The sequence below is a fragment of the Mycobacterium sp. genome, assembly GCF_019247615.1.
Taxonomy (GTDB): Bacteria; Actinomycetota; Actinomycetes; order Mycobacteriales; family Mycobacteriaceae; genus Mycobacterium.
On record NZ_JAFBAT010000182.1, the window covers coordinates 1 to 14,337 of the forward strand.

A 14,337-nucleotide genomic window follows, 5' to 3' on the forward strand; every position below is an offset into this window, starting at 1 on the left:
CCGGACACGAAGTTCGCCGGCCGCAGCGGCAACTCGGTATTCGAGGCCAGCCGCATGTCCGGAAGGCGTTGCAACAGCCGCGTCAGCATGATCGACAACTCCAGCCGGGCGAGCTGGTTGCCGAGGCAGAAGTGCGTCCCGAAGCCGAACGCGAGGTGGTTGTTCGGATAGCGCTCGATGTCGAAGCGCTCCGGGTCGTCGAAGACCTGCTCGTCGAAGTTCGCCGACTCGAACAGCAGGATCATCTTCTCCCCGCGCCGCAACCCCGTGCCGTGGAACTCGGTGTCGGCGGTGACGGTGCGGGCCATGTTCTTCACGGGCGCCGTCCAGCGCAGCATCTCTTCGATGGCGTTGGGCAGCAGCCCGAGATCAGCCGCCAGGCGCTGGTGCTGATCGGGGTGCTGCAGCACCTGCCTCATTCCGCCGGAGAGCGTATGACGGGTGGTCTCGTCGCCGCCGACCAGCAGCAGCACCACCTCGACGATGATCTGGTGATCCTCCAGCCGCGAGCCTTCGACCTCCGCATGCGTCAGTACGCTGACGAGATCGTCGGTCGGTTCTTTCCTGCGGGCCGCGATCATCCCCATCATGTATTCGCTGTACGCGGAGAAGGCCTCCATGCTGCGCTGGATGCCCTCGGGCGAAGCGGTGCTGCTCAAGAAGCCGACCAAGTCGTCGGACCATTCGAGAAACATCTTGCGTTCCTCGGGGCGCACCCCGAGCATGTCGCCGATCACAGCCATCGGCAGCGGCGCGGCCAGGTCCCAGACGAAGTCGCACTCACCGCGTTCACACACCGCGTCGATCAGCGTGTCGCACAGCGAAATAATCTTGGGTTCAAGGTCTTTGACGCGCTTGCGGGTGAAACCGGAGTTGACCAGCTTGCGACGCAACAGATGTTGCGGATCGTCCATCTCGATCATCATCTCGATGCCGTCTTGGTCGGGTCGGATGCCGCCGGCGTTGGAAAACAGCTCGGGCTTGCGCTCGGCCTCGATGACGGCCTGATACGTCGACGCGGCGGCCAGCCCGTTGCGGTCCCGAAAAACGGGTTCGTTCTCTCGCATCCAGTGGTAGACGGCCCGGGAGTCGCCGGCGTAGAAAGCACCGTCGGTGAGGTCGACGTCGGGTCTGGTCGCTGAAGTCACTGTCATGAGATCTCCCGGGCATCGCCGAATGACATCTGGACGTTCTCGGCCGAGCTGGATACCATCGCGCGCTTCGGAAGGCCCAGCGACGCCAGCTCTTTCGCGTAAGGGTGATCACCCAACCGGAGCCGCACCCCCCCGAAGCGGGTGCGCACGCCGTCGAGTGTGTACTCGAAGTCGGTCTCGCACGCAACACCGTTGCGGTACGAGTAGCTGTGCTGCGATTGCGTACGCGGGGTCAACCTAAACGGCAGCCCCCGACGGAATTCCATGCCGATCACCGACTGCCCGTCGATGCTCAGGTCGAAGCCGAACTGACGGCCCTCCCGAATGGTGAAGTCCCCCAAGACTTTCGGGTATCCCCAGATCTTGGTTCCGGCTTCCAGGGTGAACTCCTGGTCGACGGGCAGATGATGGATGAATGCGCCGGCCGACCGCAACGCACGCGGTCCGCTCGCCGTCGAACCTGGCGGGTTGACCATGACGCTCGTGCCGAACTCGAAATACTGGTCCAGGTCGCCGTCGATGTAATGCATCAGCATCAGGACGACGACCGCGCGCCCGGGCAGGTAACGACACACGTGCAGACCGCTGTAATCGATCAACTGCTGCGCGGCGCCCGCGTCCACCGAGAACATCGCCATGTGCTGCGTCGCCTTGCGGATCCGCACCGGCATGGTGAGTACCCGGCCCGCGATCGTGTGCTGCGAGGCTGTCATCCGGCCAATTTAGAACGCGTTCTAGTCGTACGGCAAGCCCCGTCAGACAAGCGCGGCGACCTCACTGATCTGCTGCGGGCTGCGCCCGGACACCACCATCATCGTGACCCCGGCGGCCTCCCAGACCTTGATCTGCTCACGCACGTAGTCCACGTCGCCGACGATCGCGGCATCGTCGACGAGCTCGTCGGGGATCACCTTGGCGGCCTCGTCCTTGCGGTCGGACCGGAACAGCTTGGTGACGTCGTCGACCACCTCGGCGTAGCCCATCCGGCGATACACGTCGGCGTGGAAGTTGGTGTCCTCCGCACCCATGCCGCCCATGTACAGGGCCAGATAGGGCTTCATGGCCGCGAAGGCGGCGCCACGGTCGTCGGTGATGACGATGTTGGCGGTCGCGCAGATCTCGAAGTCCTCGCGGCTGCGGCGCGCGCCGGGCCGGGCGAACCCCTCGTCGAGCCATTCGTTGTACATGTCGGCCAGCCGCGGGGTGTAGAAGATGGGCAGCCAGCCGTCGCAGATCTCCGCGGCCAGCGCCACATTCTTCGGCCCCTCGGCGCCCAGCATGATCGGGATGTCCGCGCGCAACGGATGCGTGATGGGCTTCAACGCCTTGCCCAGGCCCGTAGTCGCCGAACCGGGCCGCTCCTTCAGTGGCAGCGGGTAGTGCGGCCCGGAGCTGGTCACCGGCGCCTCCCGGGCCCACACCTGCCGCAGGATGTCGACGTATTCGCGGGTGCGCGCCAGCGGCTTGGGAAACGGCTGGCCGTACCAGCCCTCGACCACCTGCGGCCCCGAGACGCCCAGGCCCAGGATGTGCCGCCCGCCGCTCAGATGATCCAACGTCAGCGCGGCCATCGCGCACGCGGTCGGGGTACGCGCGGATAGTTGGACCACCGACGTGCCCAGCCGCACGCGCGACGTCGACGATCCATACCAGGCCAGGGGGGTGTAGGCGTCCGATCCCCAGGCCTCGGCCGTGAAGACGGCGTCGAATCCGGCATCCTCGGCGGCGGCGACGAGCTCGCCGGCGTTCGCCGGAGGCTGCGCGCCCCAATATCCCAGCTGCAGTCCGAGCTTCATCGGTGCCTCCTTCAAAGCCGCCTTGAAACGATTCTTAGAACCTGTTCTACTCGATGGCGTGACAGCCAGTTCGAGCAGCCCGACCCTGATCGACCACCCTGAGCCACCGCTCTCCGCGCCGCTGACATTGTCCTTCGACTACACCCGTTCGGTGGGCCCCACGCTGAGCAAGTTCTTCACCGCGCTGCGTGACCGCCGCATTATGGGAGTGCGCGGATCGGATGGCCGGGTGCACGTGCCGCCGGCGGAATACGACCCGGTTACCTATGAGCCGCTCGACGAGATGGTACCGGTGTCGGCCGTCGGCACCGTGGCGTCCTGGACGTGGCAGCCCGAGCCGCTGGAGGGCCAGCCGTTGGACCGGCCCTTTGCCTGGGCGCTGATCAAGCTCGACGGCGCGGACACCCTGCTGATGCACGGGGTCGACGCGGGGGAACCGACGAAGATCAGCTCGGGCACCCGGGTGCACGTGCACTGGGCCGACGAGACGGTGGGCGCCATCACCGACATCGCCTATTTCGATCTCGGTGACGAACCCGAACCCGTGCCCGAGCCGGCAGGTGACCGGGACCCGGTCACCATGATCGTCACCCCGATCTCGATGACCATCCAGCACACCGCCTCCCACGAGGAGAGCGCCTATTTGCGCGCCATCGCCGAGGGCAAACTGCTGGGCGCACGGACCAGGGGCGCCGATGGCGCGGAAGGGAAGGTCTACTTCCCCCCGCACGGCGCCGACCCGGCCACCGGCCAACCGACGACCGAGTTCCTCGAGCTGCCCGACAAGGGGACGGTGACGACGTTCGCGATCATCAACATCCCCTTCCAGGGCCAGCGCATCAAACCCCCCTACGTGGCCGCCTATGTGTTGCTCGACGGGGCCGACATCCCGTTCCTGCATCTCGTCGCCGACGTCGACGCGCACGAGGTCCGGATGGGCATGCGGGTGGAGGCGGTGTGGAAACCGCGCGACGAGTGGGGTTTTGGCATCGACAACATCGAGTACTTCCGGCCCACCGGGGAACCCGACGCCGACTACGACACCTACAAGCATCACCTGTAAAGGGCTGACCTGCATATGAGCGCTCGCAACGTCGCGGTGGTGGGCTTTGCCCACGCTCCGCATGTCCGCCGCACCGACGGCACCACCAACGGCGTCGAAATGTTGATGCCGTGCTTCGCCGAGCTCTACCAGGAACTCGGCATCGCACGCGCCGACATCGGCTTCTGGTGTTCGGGCTCCTCCGATTACCTTGCCGGACGGGCATTTTCATTTATCTCGGCCATCGACTCGATCGGGGCCGTTCCGCCCATCAACGAATCGCACGTGGAGATGGACGCGGCCTGGGCGCTGTACGAGGCCTACATCAAAATCCTCACCGGTGAGGTCGACACCGCGCTGGTGTACGGCTTCGGCAAGTCCTCGGCCGGAGTACTGCGCCGCGTCCTGTCGCGACAGACCGACCCCTACACCGTCGCGCCGCTATGGCCGGATTCGGTGTCGATGGCCGGCCTGCAGGCCCGCATCGGGCTCGAGACCGGCAAGTGGACCGAAATGCAGATGGCTCGAGTGGCGTTCGACACTTTCGCCACCGCCCGCCGGGTCGATTCGGTCGAGCCGCCGGTCAACGTCGAGGAGCTGCTGGAACGCCCGTTCTTCGCCGACCCGTTGCGGCGCCACGACATCGCACCGATCACCGACGGCGCCGCCGCGATCGTGCTCGCCGCCGACGACCGTGCCCGCGAATTGCGGGAAAATCCCGCGTGGATCACGGGAATGGAGCACCGCATCGAATCCCCGTCATTGGGCGTGCGCGACCTGACGGAGTCGCCGTCGACCAAGGCGGCGGCTCAGGCGGCAACCGGCGGAAAGACGCACAACCTGGACGTCGCCGAGATCTGCGCGCCGTTCACCCACCAGCACTTGATCCTCGCGGAGGCGATCAGAATCCCGGGCCAGACGAAGATCAACCCGTCCGGGGGCGCGCTGGCGGCCAACCCCATGTTCGTCGCCGGCCTTGAGCGCATCGGGTTTGCGGCGCAACACATCTGGAACGGTTCGGCTGAGCGGGTGCTGGCGCACGCGACCAGCGGGCCCGCCCTGCAACAGAATCTCGTCGCGGTCATGGAAGGAAAGAACTGATGGCCGGTGCGGGGGCACACCTGGCCGCGGTGCTTGGCACCGGGCAGACGAAGTATGTCGCCAAGCGCCAAGACGTTTCGATGAACGGCATGGTGCGGGAGGCCATCGACCGCGCGCTGGAAGACTCCGGCTCCACCTTCGACGACATCGACGCGGTCGTGGTGGGCAAGGCACCCGACTTCTTCGAGGGCGTCATGATGCCGGAGCTTTTCATGGCCGACGCCGTGGGAGCGACCGGCAAGCCGATGATCCGGGTGCACACCGCGGGCTCGGTGGGCGGATCCACCGGCGTGGTAGCGGCCAGCCTGGTGCAGTCGGGTAAGTACCGCCGCGTGCTGGCCATGGCCTGGGAAAAGCAATCGGAGTCAAATGCCATGTGGGCGTTATCGATTCCGATCCCCTTCATCAAGCCGGTCGGCGCGGGCGCGGGCGGCTACTTCGCCCCGCACGTGCGCTCGTACATTCGCCGGTCCGGGGCGCCGAACAACATCGGGGCCATGGTCGCGGTCAAGGACCGGCTCAACGGGGCCCGCAACCCGTTGGCCCATCTGCATCAGCCCGACATCACCCTCGAGAAGGTGATGGAGTCGCCCATGCTCTGGGACCCCATCCGCTACGACGAGACCTGCCCGTCGTCGGACGGTGCGTGCGCGGTGGTGATCGGCGACGAGGAGGCCGCGGAAGCCCGCTTGGCGCAAGGGAACCCGGTGGCATGGATCCACGCCACTGCGCTGCGCACGGAGCCGCTGCAGTTCGCGGGGCGCGACCAGGTCAGCCCGCAGGCCGGCCGCGACGCCGCCGCCGCGCTGTGGAAGGCGGCCGGCATCACCAGCCCCATCGACGAGATCGACGCCGCCGAAATCTACGTCCCCTTCTCGTGGTTCGAGCCGATGTGGCTCGAAAACCTCGGGTTTGCGCCCGAGGGCGAAGGCTGGAAGCTCACCGAAGCCGGTGAGACGAAGATCGGCGGGCGCCTTCCGGTGAACCCGTCCGGGGGGGTGCTGTCGTCGAACCCGATCGGTGCCTCGGGCCTGATTCGCTTCGCCGAAGCGGCGATCCAGGTGATGGGTAAGGGCGGCGATCACCAGGTGCCCGGCGCGCGAAAGGCGTTGGGTCACGCCTACGGTGGGGGTTCACAGTACTACTCGATGTGGGTGGTGGGCTCGGAGAAGCCGGCCAAGACCGAGCAGGTCCCGGCGTGACCCGCGCCGAAACCAAGCACCTCGCCCACGAGGCCGGCCGCCGCTCGCGCGAGGCGGTCATGGCCCGCGACAAGGAAGCGTGGCTGGCGGTGTTCGCCGACGGCGCCATCGTCGAGGATCCCATCGGGCCGTCGCCCTTCGACCCGGAGGGCAGGGGGCACCGGGGGCGCGACGAAATCTCGGCGTTCTGGGACAAGGCCATCGCGCCCACCGACAAGATCGAGTTCGTCTTCCGCGACACCTACCAGTGCGGCAACGAGGAAGCCAACGTTGGGCACATTCTGATCACCACCGGCGACTACCAGGTCACCGCGGAAGGCGTGTTCACGTACAAAGCCGACGAGGAGGGCAAATTGGTTGCCCTGCGCGCGTATTGGGAGATGGAACGCGCGGCCGCGAGCGCCAAGAAGGTCTCGTCGAGCTGATCACCACCGTGCGGCCGGGCGCACACTCGATCACCACCGTGCGGCTGGCCGCACGCTCGGCGGCGTCCTAGACGGGCTCCAACCCGGCAATATGCCGCTGCGCCAACTCGCGGTAGGCCTGCGGGTTGAGGTCGATCCACATCTGGGCCCCCGTTCCCGCGATCGGGCCCTTGATCTGAGCCGGCGCTCCCACCGCCAGCACCCCGGCCGGGATCTGGGTTCCGGCCGTCACCAGCGAATGGGCGGCAACCAAGCTGCGCTCGCCGATCACCGCCCCGTCGAGAACGGTGCTGTGGTTGGCGATCAGCGCCTCGGCACCGACGTGAACACCGTGGATGCAACACATATGCGCCACCGTCGCGCCGGGACCGATGTCCACCGGGATGCCCGGAGGCGCGTGCAACACCGATCCGTCCTGGACGTTGGCGCCTTCGCGCACGACGATCGGGCTGTAGTCCCCGCGCAGTACGGCGTTGAACCACACCGACGCCCCCGCCTCGACGGTGACGTCGCCGATCAGGGTCGCGGTCGGAGCCACAAACGCGGTCGGGTCGATCGACCCTCGAAAGCAAACAGCGGCATCGTCCACATATACAGCAGCGTCAATATCGCGAGGTTAGGGCCGCCGTCGTTGCGCCCGCGAGTCCCAAAACTGTAACGTGTTCTAGTTAGGGGACGAGTTGGAGGTGACAGGTGAGTACCGACACCCATGAGGCCGGCGCGGCCGGCATCCGGGAGATCGATCCCGGCGCCCTGCCGACCAGGTACGCCCGCGGCTGGCACTGCCTTGGCGTGGCTGAGGACTTTGTCGACGGGCAGCCGCACGGGGTGGAGGCGTTCGGGACCATGCTGGTCGTCTTCGCCGACTCGAAGGGCGACCTGAAGGTCCTGGACGGCTACTGCCGGCACATGGGCGGCAACCTCTCCATGGGAACCATCAAGGGCGACGAGGTCGCCTGCCCGTTCCACGACTGGCGCTGGGGCGGCGACGGCCGTTGCAAGCTGGTGCCGTATGCCAAGCGCACGCCCAAAACGGCACGCACCCGTTCCTGGGCGACCGACGTACGCGGCGGCCTGCTGTTCGTCTGGCACGACCACGAGGGCAACCCGCCGGACCCCGCGGTCAGGATTCCGGAGATTCCGGAAGCCGCCAGCGACGATTGGACCGACTGGCGGTGGAACAGGATCCTGATCGAAGGGTCCAACTGCCGAGACATCATTGACAACGTCACCGACATGGCGCACTTCTTCTACATCCATTACGGGTTGCCGACGTACTTCAAGAACGTCTTCGAGGGGCACATCGCCTCGCAGTATCTGCACAACGTGGGACGGCCCGACGTGGGCGACCTGGGCACGGCGTACGGCGAGGCGCATCTCGATTCGGAGGCGTCCTACTTCGGCCCGTCGTTCATGATCAACTGGCTGCACAACAGCTACGGCGGCTACAAGTCGGAGTCGATCCTGATCAACTGCCACTACCCGGTGACTCAGGACTCGTTCATGCTGCAGTGGGGCGTCATCGTCGAAAAGCCCAAGGGCATGGACGAGAAGATGACCGACAAGCTGTCCCGGGTGTTCACCGAAGGGGTCAGCAAGGGCTTCCTGCAGGACGTCGAGATCTGGAAGCACAAGGCCAGAATCGACAATCCGCTGCTGGTCGAAGAGGACGGCGCCGTCTATCAGATGCGTCGTTGGTACGAGCAGTTCTACGTCGACGTGGCCGACATCAAGCCGGAAATGGTGGAGCGCTTCGAGATCGAGGTGGACACCACGCGCGCCAACGAATACTGGAACGCCGAGGTCGCGGAGAACCTCAAAGCCAAGGATCCGGCAGAGCAACACTGACATGCCCGATAACCCGGCGGTTCCAGACGTCGATCGGTTGGCCCGCTCGATGCTGATGCTGCACGGCGATCAGCACGACCACGAGGAGCCGCCTCCGCGAAACGTCGGCTCCGGGTCTTGGCCCAAGCCAAGGCATTTCGCTGACGACCCGCAACGCGCAGCCGCCGTCGCAGCTGCCACCCGCGCCGATCGGGAGCGCTACCTGACGTCGGGGCTGCTGCCGGTGGATTGCCGGTTCTGTCACGTCACGGTGACGGTCAAGCGGCTGGGGCCGGGTCACACCGCGGTGCAATGGAACAGCGACGCCGCGCGGCGTTGCGCGTACTTCACGGAGATCCGCGAGTCGGGCGGCCAGACGGCGCGGGCGCGGGCCTGCCCGAAGCTGAGCGACAGCATCGAACACGCGGCCGCGGAAGGCTATCTCGACCACCCGGACGACCACTGACCCGGCCGAGAGTGCGGCCAGCCGCATGCTCGGCCTCGACAGTGCGGCCAGCCGCACCGTTGCCGGGGCTAAAGCCTAAAGCCCGGCGAACCGCTCCTTGACCGCTTCCACGGTCAGCCCGTAGTCGGCAAGCGAGTACTTGTGCTTAGGCGCACGCTCGCCGGATTGGCTTGCGGCGTGGCTCTTTTCCATCGCTGCCCGCGCAACGTCGGTCAGCGTGAGACCGAAGTGCCGGTAGATGTCGGCCACCGTGCCCAGCGGGTCGGCGATCAGCTCGCGGTAGTCGACGTCGTAGAACTGAGCGGGATCGTAGTTGGCGCGCGCGGAGTTGAATCGCTCCAGGCCGCGCGACCAGGTTTCCATTGCGTCCGCACCTATTTGGGCGCCGACGAACGTTTCCGACCATCCCTCCGCCGTGTGCTGGGCCAGCGAGCACATGGACGCCATGATCGTCTCGACCGATCGATGCGTCTGGATCACCAGCGCGTCGGGATAGGTCGCCATCAACGCGTCCAGCGCGAAGAGGTGGCTCGGGTTCTTCAGTACCCACCTCTTGTCGGCATCGTTGAGCCCGATCAGCTGAAGGTTCTTGCGGTGTCGCCGGTATGACGGCGTCCAGTCCTGCTGGGACAACCACTTCGAGTAGGTGGGCAGGTGGGCCAACGTCTCATACGACACCGAATGCAGCGACTGCCGCAGCAGCTGCCAGCATTCCTCCAGCTCGTAGGCGGCCATGAAATGCAGACCGGTGTAGCCGGGGTTTTCCTGGTGGTGCTGGGTGAATTGCGCGTCGAGTTGGCGATACAGCGGGTTGGATTCCCAGGTCTCGCGGGGCGGGCGAGGCTGCGGAAACTCGGCCAGCCACATGTGCAAACCCTGATGCGCTGGGTCGGCGCCGAGCAGCCGGTGCAGCGCCGTGGTGCCGGTGCGCACCAGGCCGGTGACGAATATCGGCCGCTCGATCGACACATCGGCATGCTGCGGGTGTTGCTTCCACGCCGATTCGGACAGCAGCCGGGCCACCAGCGCGCCGCGCAGGAAGAACCGATTCATCTTGCTGCCCAACACGGTTAGGCCGGCCTCCCGCCGATACGAGTCCAGCAGCACCTCCAGCGCCTCGCGGTAGTTGTCGTCGTCGGCGCCGAAGTCGTCTAGCCCGGTCAGCTTCGTGGCGGACACGTGCAATTCGTCGACGGTGCCGACATCGGTGCGATCGGAACGTCGGTCCATTAGTTGTGGTACTCCCCGCAATTGACGTCGAGGGTCTGGCCGGTGATCCCGCTGGACAGGTCGCTGGCCAGGAAGAGGATCGCCGAGGCCACCTCGTCCTCGGTGGGTAGCCGCTTGAGGTCGGAGTTCGCCGCGGTGGCCGCGTAAATCTGGTCCACGGTCGTGCCGTACTTGCCCGCCTGATGCTCGAAGTAGCCCTGCAGCGTGTCTCCCCAGATGTAACCGGGCGCAACGGAATTGACGCGAATCCCCTTCTCGCCGAGTTCGGTGGCCAGCGACTGCGACATGGCCAGCAGCGCGGACTTGGCCATCTTGTAGGCGCCGTATTTCGCCTGCGAGTGCCGCAGCACCATGGAGTTGACGTTGACGATCGATCCGTGCGACTCCTCCAAAGCCGGGGTGAAGGCCTGGATGAGGCGCAGCGCCCCCAGCGCGCTGAGCTCAATCGCGTCGCGGATGTGCTGGAAGCTGGTGCCCGCCAACGGTTTCATCGACGGCACCCGGAAGGCGTTGTTGATCAGCACGTCGGCCCTGCCATAGGACTGCAGCGCGGCGTCGACCAGGTTGCGCACCTGATCGTCGTCGGTGATGTCGGTGCGCACCGCAACCGCCTTGCGCCCAAGATCTATGACCTGCTTGGCAACGTCATCCAGACGGTCGGCGCTGCGGGCGGCCAGCACCACGTCGGCGCCGTCGCGCGCGCATCGACGCGCCAGCGTTGTGCCCAGGCCCGGACCCACCCCGCTGATCACCACTACCTTGCCCGCGAGCATCGCACTCACCCCAGCATCCTGGCCGCAATCTGCTGTTGGCGCAGCGCGATTCGCGCCCGCCACTGGTCTTCTGAAATCTTATTGTGGTCGAAGTACGGCAGCGCCGCCGGTATCGCGTCGAAGTCGACAAGTTCGACGGTGGGCCCGTCGGCCTCCGTGAGCTGCCGCGATACCCGCTGCCAACGGAACTGCAGGAACCCGCGGCGATGCCCCAGTGTCTCAACCCAGTTCGTCACTCCCGGGTTCTGGTCGGCGACCACGATGCGTACCTTGCCGTCCGGATCCGCTTGAGCCTGTGTGTTATTCAGCGAGGTCTGATGGTTGATGTAGTCAAGCGAGATGTACCACATGCTGCCCAGCTGAAACCCGAGATAGGGAGCGTCCGAAACCGGGATCGTGATCACCAGCGCCTGGTCGGGCCGCAGGTCGAAATGGCCGGCCGACGAGTATTGGGTCGCCAGGCCGCCCGGCGTCAACCGGGGCGCGACCATGGTGTTGACCGGGATGTTGAGGTAGAACCATTGCGGAAACGCCAGCCAGGTCTTCACCCGATTGACCAGCTGCTTACCCGCAGTGGCGTAACGCTTTTCGATCATCTGACGGGTCAGCGGCGGCGGTGCCGTGCCGGCGGTGTCCAGCCGGGAAATCGTCAGCGTGCCCCGCTGCGCCGACCAGTCGCCGTACACCTCGCGTATCACCAGCTGCCCGGGGTTCGTCGGCCGGACCCGCCACTCGAAGCTGCCGTCCGCCGCGATCTCGAGTTCGCGGTCATCGAACGCGGCCTGGCTGGCGGGCACATTGTCGTCGGTGTACTCGCCGCCGAGCAGCTGGAAGCTCAGGTCGGTGGTGGTGCCGCGCCTGCCGCTGACCACGTAATCGCGGTCGGCCTGCACGCGGGTCCCGAAGTACAACGTGTCCGGGTTGTCCAAGCCCATTTTCGTGAACGGCCCGGTGCCCGATTGCAGGAACGGATGGTCCCGCTCGTAGTCGAAGGCCAGATGAATGCAGCCCGAAACGCAGCCGGCCAAATACTGCAGGCCCTCGAGCAGGTCGGCTTCGGTCTCGATGTGCGGCGCCGCCGCCACGAGTTTCTCGGCCTCGGCGATCGCTTCGGTGAGCGGGCCGGAAAAGGAGTCTGCGAACACGTCTTGACGCTAGAACGTGTTCTACTTTTTAGTCAATGGCGAACATCTTCGCGTGTCGCCCGGCACCTTTGAAAACTTGAAACCCTCAGCGAACTTGACACCCGACGTTGTTGCCGCCCACCCTCGCCCTGACGCCGACGCCTGACCGAACCGCGCCGGCGATCCCGTCAGCTCCGGCTTCACCGAGGGCTGACGGGATCTCCGCGGGTCACGTCAAGCGCTATCCAATATTCTGAAGAGTCGGCAATGCACTGAACAGGCCTGGGACGAAGGTGCCGAAGTTGTCCAACCCTGAGTCAAAGCCGGCCACAAGTGGGCTTAAGGGGCCAAGCGACTGGCCGGGGAAACCGGTGTTGAAGTAGCCCGACGTGAAGCCGTCAAGGCCGACGGCGAAGGGGAGGGTAAGCGGGCCGAAGGGGGTCGGGATAGTGACCCCCATAAGGCCGCCGCCGCCGCTGACATGGTTCATGATGCCCGAAACATCGCCGTTGAATGTGTTAGTGAAGGGCGGGGCGGAGGTAAGGCCGGTACCGGTGAAGCCGGTAGCGGTGTTGTAGAAGCCCGACATATAGCCTTGCCCCAGCGTGCCGAGGGTCTCTGCGTTTCCGAAGCCGGAGATGTGTTGGCCGGTGTCGACGATGCCCCCGAAGCCGGTGTTCGCGACGCCGGAGTTCCAATAGCCGGTGTTGGCGAGGCCCGAATTCCCGTTACCCGTGTTGATGCTGCCCGCGTTCCAGTTCCCGGTGTTGAGGTTGCCCCCGTTCCCCATGCCGGTGTCGATCAGCCCGGAGTTGAACATGCCGGTGTCTAGCAGACCCGAGTTACCAACGCCGAAGTTCACGCCTGACGGGAAACCGCCTCCGGGTAGGAAGGCGGAGATCGAGCTCGGCAACTCCGAGAAGGGCCTGGTCACGCCGCCCGAGTTCCCGATACCGACGTTGCCCATGCCCGAATTGCCGATGCCAAAACTGTTCATGGTCGGCGAAAGCGGATTACTGCCGGAACTGAAGAGGCCGATGTTGCCGTTGCCCGAGTTGAACAAGCCGACGTTGTTGTTGCCCGAGTTCCCGAAACCGAAGTTGTGGGTGCCGGAGTTGAACCCGCCGTTGAAGTTGACACCCACCTGGTTGTTACCGGTCAGCCCGATACCCATGTCATGGTTGCCGGTGTTGCCGACACCGACGTTGTAGTTACCGGCGTTTCCACCACCCTGGTTTCCGATACCGGTGTTACCAACCCCGACGTTGAAGTTTCCGAGGTTCCCTAAGCCCGAGTTGTAGATGCCGGCATTGCCGAGGCCCTGGTTGTAGCCGCTCGTCAAGGTGGCGCCGCTGTTGCCGAAGCCCTGGTTCCCGAGGCCCCAGTTCCCGCCGCCGACGTTGTACTTGCCGCTGTTCCCGAAGCCCCTGTTGTAGTCGCCTCGGTTGCCGTTCCCGTAGTTGATGATGCCCCTGTTTCCGGAGCCGACGTTGCCGAGGCCGGTGTTGCCGGGTCCCACGTTGGCGCTGCCGCGGTTGCCGATGCCCAGGTTGGGCAGACCGACGAGCATCTGCTGCAGGTTCTGCCCGGACACCAACTGCGCCGCCGCCGCCGACGCCCCACCGTGGTAGCCGACCATCGCTGCCACGTCCCGGGCCCACATCTCCTCGTACTCACCCTCGAATGCGGCGATCGCCGGGGCGTTGAGCCCGAACCAGTTCGTCATCACCGCCCGCACGAACGAATTCCGGTTGGCCGCCACCAACCCTGGATGCACCGTGACCGCCAACGCCGACTCGAACGCACTGGCCACCGCGCGGGCCTGCCCGGCCGCCCCGGACGCCTGCGAAGCGGCCTGGGTAAGCCAACCCGCATATGGGGTGGCCGCGGCCGTCATCGCCTGCGATGCCGCACCCTGCCAAGCCTGACCCGTCAACCCCGAGGTCACCGACGAAAACGAGGACGCCGCCGACCCCAACTCGGAGGCCAGCCCTTCCCAAGCCGCCGCTGCTTCCAACATCGGCGCAGAGCCGGCACCGCTAAACATCCGCAGCGAGTTGATCTCCGGCGGTAACGTCATGAAGCTCATCAGAATCGTCCCTCTCTTCGGCGAGTGCGAGAACAAGAACGAACCTTAGACGGCGAACGGGGCGCAGGGTGGCGTTTTGCTAAACTCGTGTCAGATTAATCGCGCAAT

General features: G+C 65.7%; 13 protein-coding genes and 1 pseudogene. 6 read left to right on the forward strand and 8 right to left on the reverse strand.

Annotated elements, in window-relative coordinates; translation table 11 throughout:
* The 3 genes from JO059_RS12295 to JO059_RS12305 form a co-directional block, all read right to left on the reverse strand.
* A partial coding sequence (locus tag JO059_RS12295; RefSeq protein WP_293319035.1) for a cytochrome P450 occupies nucleotides 1-1,148 on the reverse strand: 1,148 nt, incomplete at its 3' end.
* Nucleotides 1,149-1,150: 2 nt separating this feature from the next.
* Nucleotides 1,151-1,867 (reverse strand): acetoacetate decarboxylase family protein, encoded by a 717-nt coding sequence (locus JO059_RS12300; RefSeq protein WP_293319011.1) that lies wholly within the window; start codon nucleotides 1,865-1,867, stop codon nucleotides 1,151-1,153.
* A gap of 42 nt (nucleotides 1,868-1,909) precedes the next feature.
* Complete coding sequence (locus JO059_RS12305) at nucleotides 1,910-2,950, reverse strand: LLM class F420-dependent oxidoreductase (RefSeq protein WP_293319013.1); 1,041 nt, start codon at nucleotides 2,948-2,950, stop codon at nucleotides 1,910-1,912.
* Nucleotides 2,951-3,008: 58 nt separating this feature from the next.
* Between JO059_RS12305 and JO059_RS12310 the strand changes: the two genes are divergently transcribed.
* From JO059_RS12310 to JO059_RS12325, 4 genes are read left to right on the forward strand one after another with little or no spacing between them, the layout of a single operon-like run.
* Nucleotides 3,009-4,013 carry an OB-fold nucleic acid binding domain-containing protein gene (locus JO059_RS12310; RefSeq protein ID WP_293319015.1) on the forward strand — a complete coding sequence of 335 codons (1,005 nt, stop codon included), beginning with the start codon at nucleotides 3,009-3,011 and terminating at the stop codon, nucleotides 4,011-4,013.
* A gap of 15 nt (nucleotides 4,014-4,028) precedes the next feature.
* Nucleotides 4,029-5,093 (forward strand): thiolase domain-containing protein, encoded by a 1,065-nt coding sequence (locus JO059_RS12315; protein ID WP_293319017.1) that lies wholly within the window; start codon nucleotides 4,029-4,031, stop codon nucleotides 5,091-5,093.
* On the forward strand, nucleotides 5,093-6,295 hold the full coding sequence (locus JO059_RS12320) for a thiolase domain-containing protein (protein WP_293319019.1): 1,203 nt from the start codon (nucleotides 5,093-5,095) through the stop codon (nucleotides 6,293-6,295). Before JO059_RS12315 ends, JO059_RS12320 begins: the two co-directional genes overlap by 1 nt.
* Nucleotides 6,292-6,720, forward strand: coding sequence for a nuclear transport factor 2 family protein (locus JO059_RS12325; RefSeq protein WP_293319021.1), 429 nt, complete (start codon nucleotides 6,292-6,294; stop codon nucleotides 6,718-6,720). The genes JO059_RS12320 and JO059_RS12325 overlap by 4 nt, the downstream gene beginning before the upstream one ends.
* 67 nt (nucleotides 6,721-6,787) lie before the next feature.
* On the opposite strand, the pseudogene JO059_RS12330 reads toward JO059_RS12325, so the two are convergent.
* Nucleotides 6,788-7,302: pseudogene (locus JO059_RS12330) on the reverse strand (gamma carbonic anhydrase family protein).
* Nucleotides 7,303-7,413: 111 nt separating this feature from the next.
* Between JO059_RS12330 and JO059_RS12335 the strand changes: the two are divergent.
* The gene (locus JO059_RS12335) at nucleotides 7,414-8,568 is read left to right on the forward strand and encodes a Rieske 2Fe-2S domain-containing protein (RefSeq protein WP_293319023.1); all 1,155 of its coding nucleotides are present in this window, start codon (nucleotides 7,414-7,416) and stop codon (nucleotides 8,566-8,568) included.
* Nucleotide 8,569: 1 nt separating this feature from the next.
* Nucleotides 8,570-9,013, forward strand: coding sequence for a hypothetical protein (locus JO059_RS12340; RefSeq protein ID WP_293319025.1), 444 nt, complete (start codon nucleotides 8,570-8,572; stop codon nucleotides 9,011-9,013).
* 75 nt (nucleotides 9,014-9,088) lie between these two features.
* On the opposite strand, the gene JO059_RS12345 is transcribed toward JO059_RS12340, so the two are convergent.
* The 4 genes from JO059_RS12345 to JO059_RS12360 all read right to left on the reverse strand — a co-directional run bounded on the left by JO059_RS12345 (nucleotide 9,089) and on the right by JO059_RS12360 (nucleotide 14,229).
* Nucleotides 9,089-10,243, reverse strand: a complete 1,155-nt coding sequence (locus JO059_RS12345; protein ID WP_293319027.1) for a sulfotransferase — start codon at nucleotides 10,241-10,243, stop codon at nucleotides 9,089-9,091.
* Entirely contained in the window at nucleotides 10,243-11,025 is a 783-nt protein-coding gene (locus JO059_RS12350; protein ID WP_293319029.1) for an SDR family oxidoreductase, read from the reverse strand. Before JO059_RS12350 ends, JO059_RS12345 begins: the two co-directional genes overlap by 1 nt.
* Nucleotides 11,022-12,161 (reverse strand): hypothetical protein, encoded by a 1,140-nt coding sequence (locus JO059_RS12355; protein ID WP_293319031.1) that lies wholly within the window; start codon nucleotides 12,159-12,161, stop codon nucleotides 11,022-11,024. The genes JO059_RS12350 and JO059_RS12355 overlap by 4 nt, the downstream gene beginning before the upstream one ends.
* 220 nt (nucleotides 12,162-12,381) lie before the next feature.
* Nucleotides 12,382-14,229: a PPE family protein gene (locus tag JO059_RS12360; protein ID WP_293319033.1), complete on the reverse strand. Its 1,848-nt coding sequence runs from the start codon at nucleotides 14,227-14,229 to the stop codon at nucleotides 12,382-12,384.
* Nucleotides 14,230-14,337: the final 108 nt, after the last annotated feature.

What these genes read in the sequence shown, in the direction of transcription:
- JO059_RS12300 (WP_293319011.1), bottom strand. Translation starts at nt 1,867, where the DNA reads ATGACAGCCTCGCAGCACACGATCGCGGGCCGGGTACTCACCATGCCG.
- JO059_RS12305 (WP_293319013.1), bottom strand. Translation starts at nt 2,950, where the DNA reads ATGAAGCTCGGACTGCAGCTGGGATATTGGGGCGCGCAGCCTCCGGCG.
- JO059_RS12315 (WP_293319017.1), top strand. Translation starts at nt 4,029, where the DNA reads ATGAGCGCTCGCAACGTCGCGGTGGTGGGCTTTGCCCACGCTCCGCAT.
- JO059_RS12320 (WP_293319019.1), top strand. Translation starts at nt 5,093, where the DNA reads ATGGCCGGTGCGGGGGCACACCTGGCCGCGGTGCTTGGCACCGGGCAG.
- JO059_RS12340 (WP_293319025.1), top strand. Translation starts at nt 8,570, where the DNA reads ATGCCCGATAACCCGGCGGTTCCAGACGTCGATCGGTTGGCCCGCTCG.
- JO059_RS12345 (WP_293319027.1), bottom strand. Translation starts at nt 10,243, where the DNA reads ATGGACCGACGTTCCGATCGCACCGATGTCGGCACCGTCGACGAATTG.
- JO059_RS12360 (WP_293319033.1), bottom strand. Translation starts at nt 14,229, where the DNA reads ATGAGCTTCATGACGTTACCGCCGGAGATCAACTCGCTGCGGATGTTT.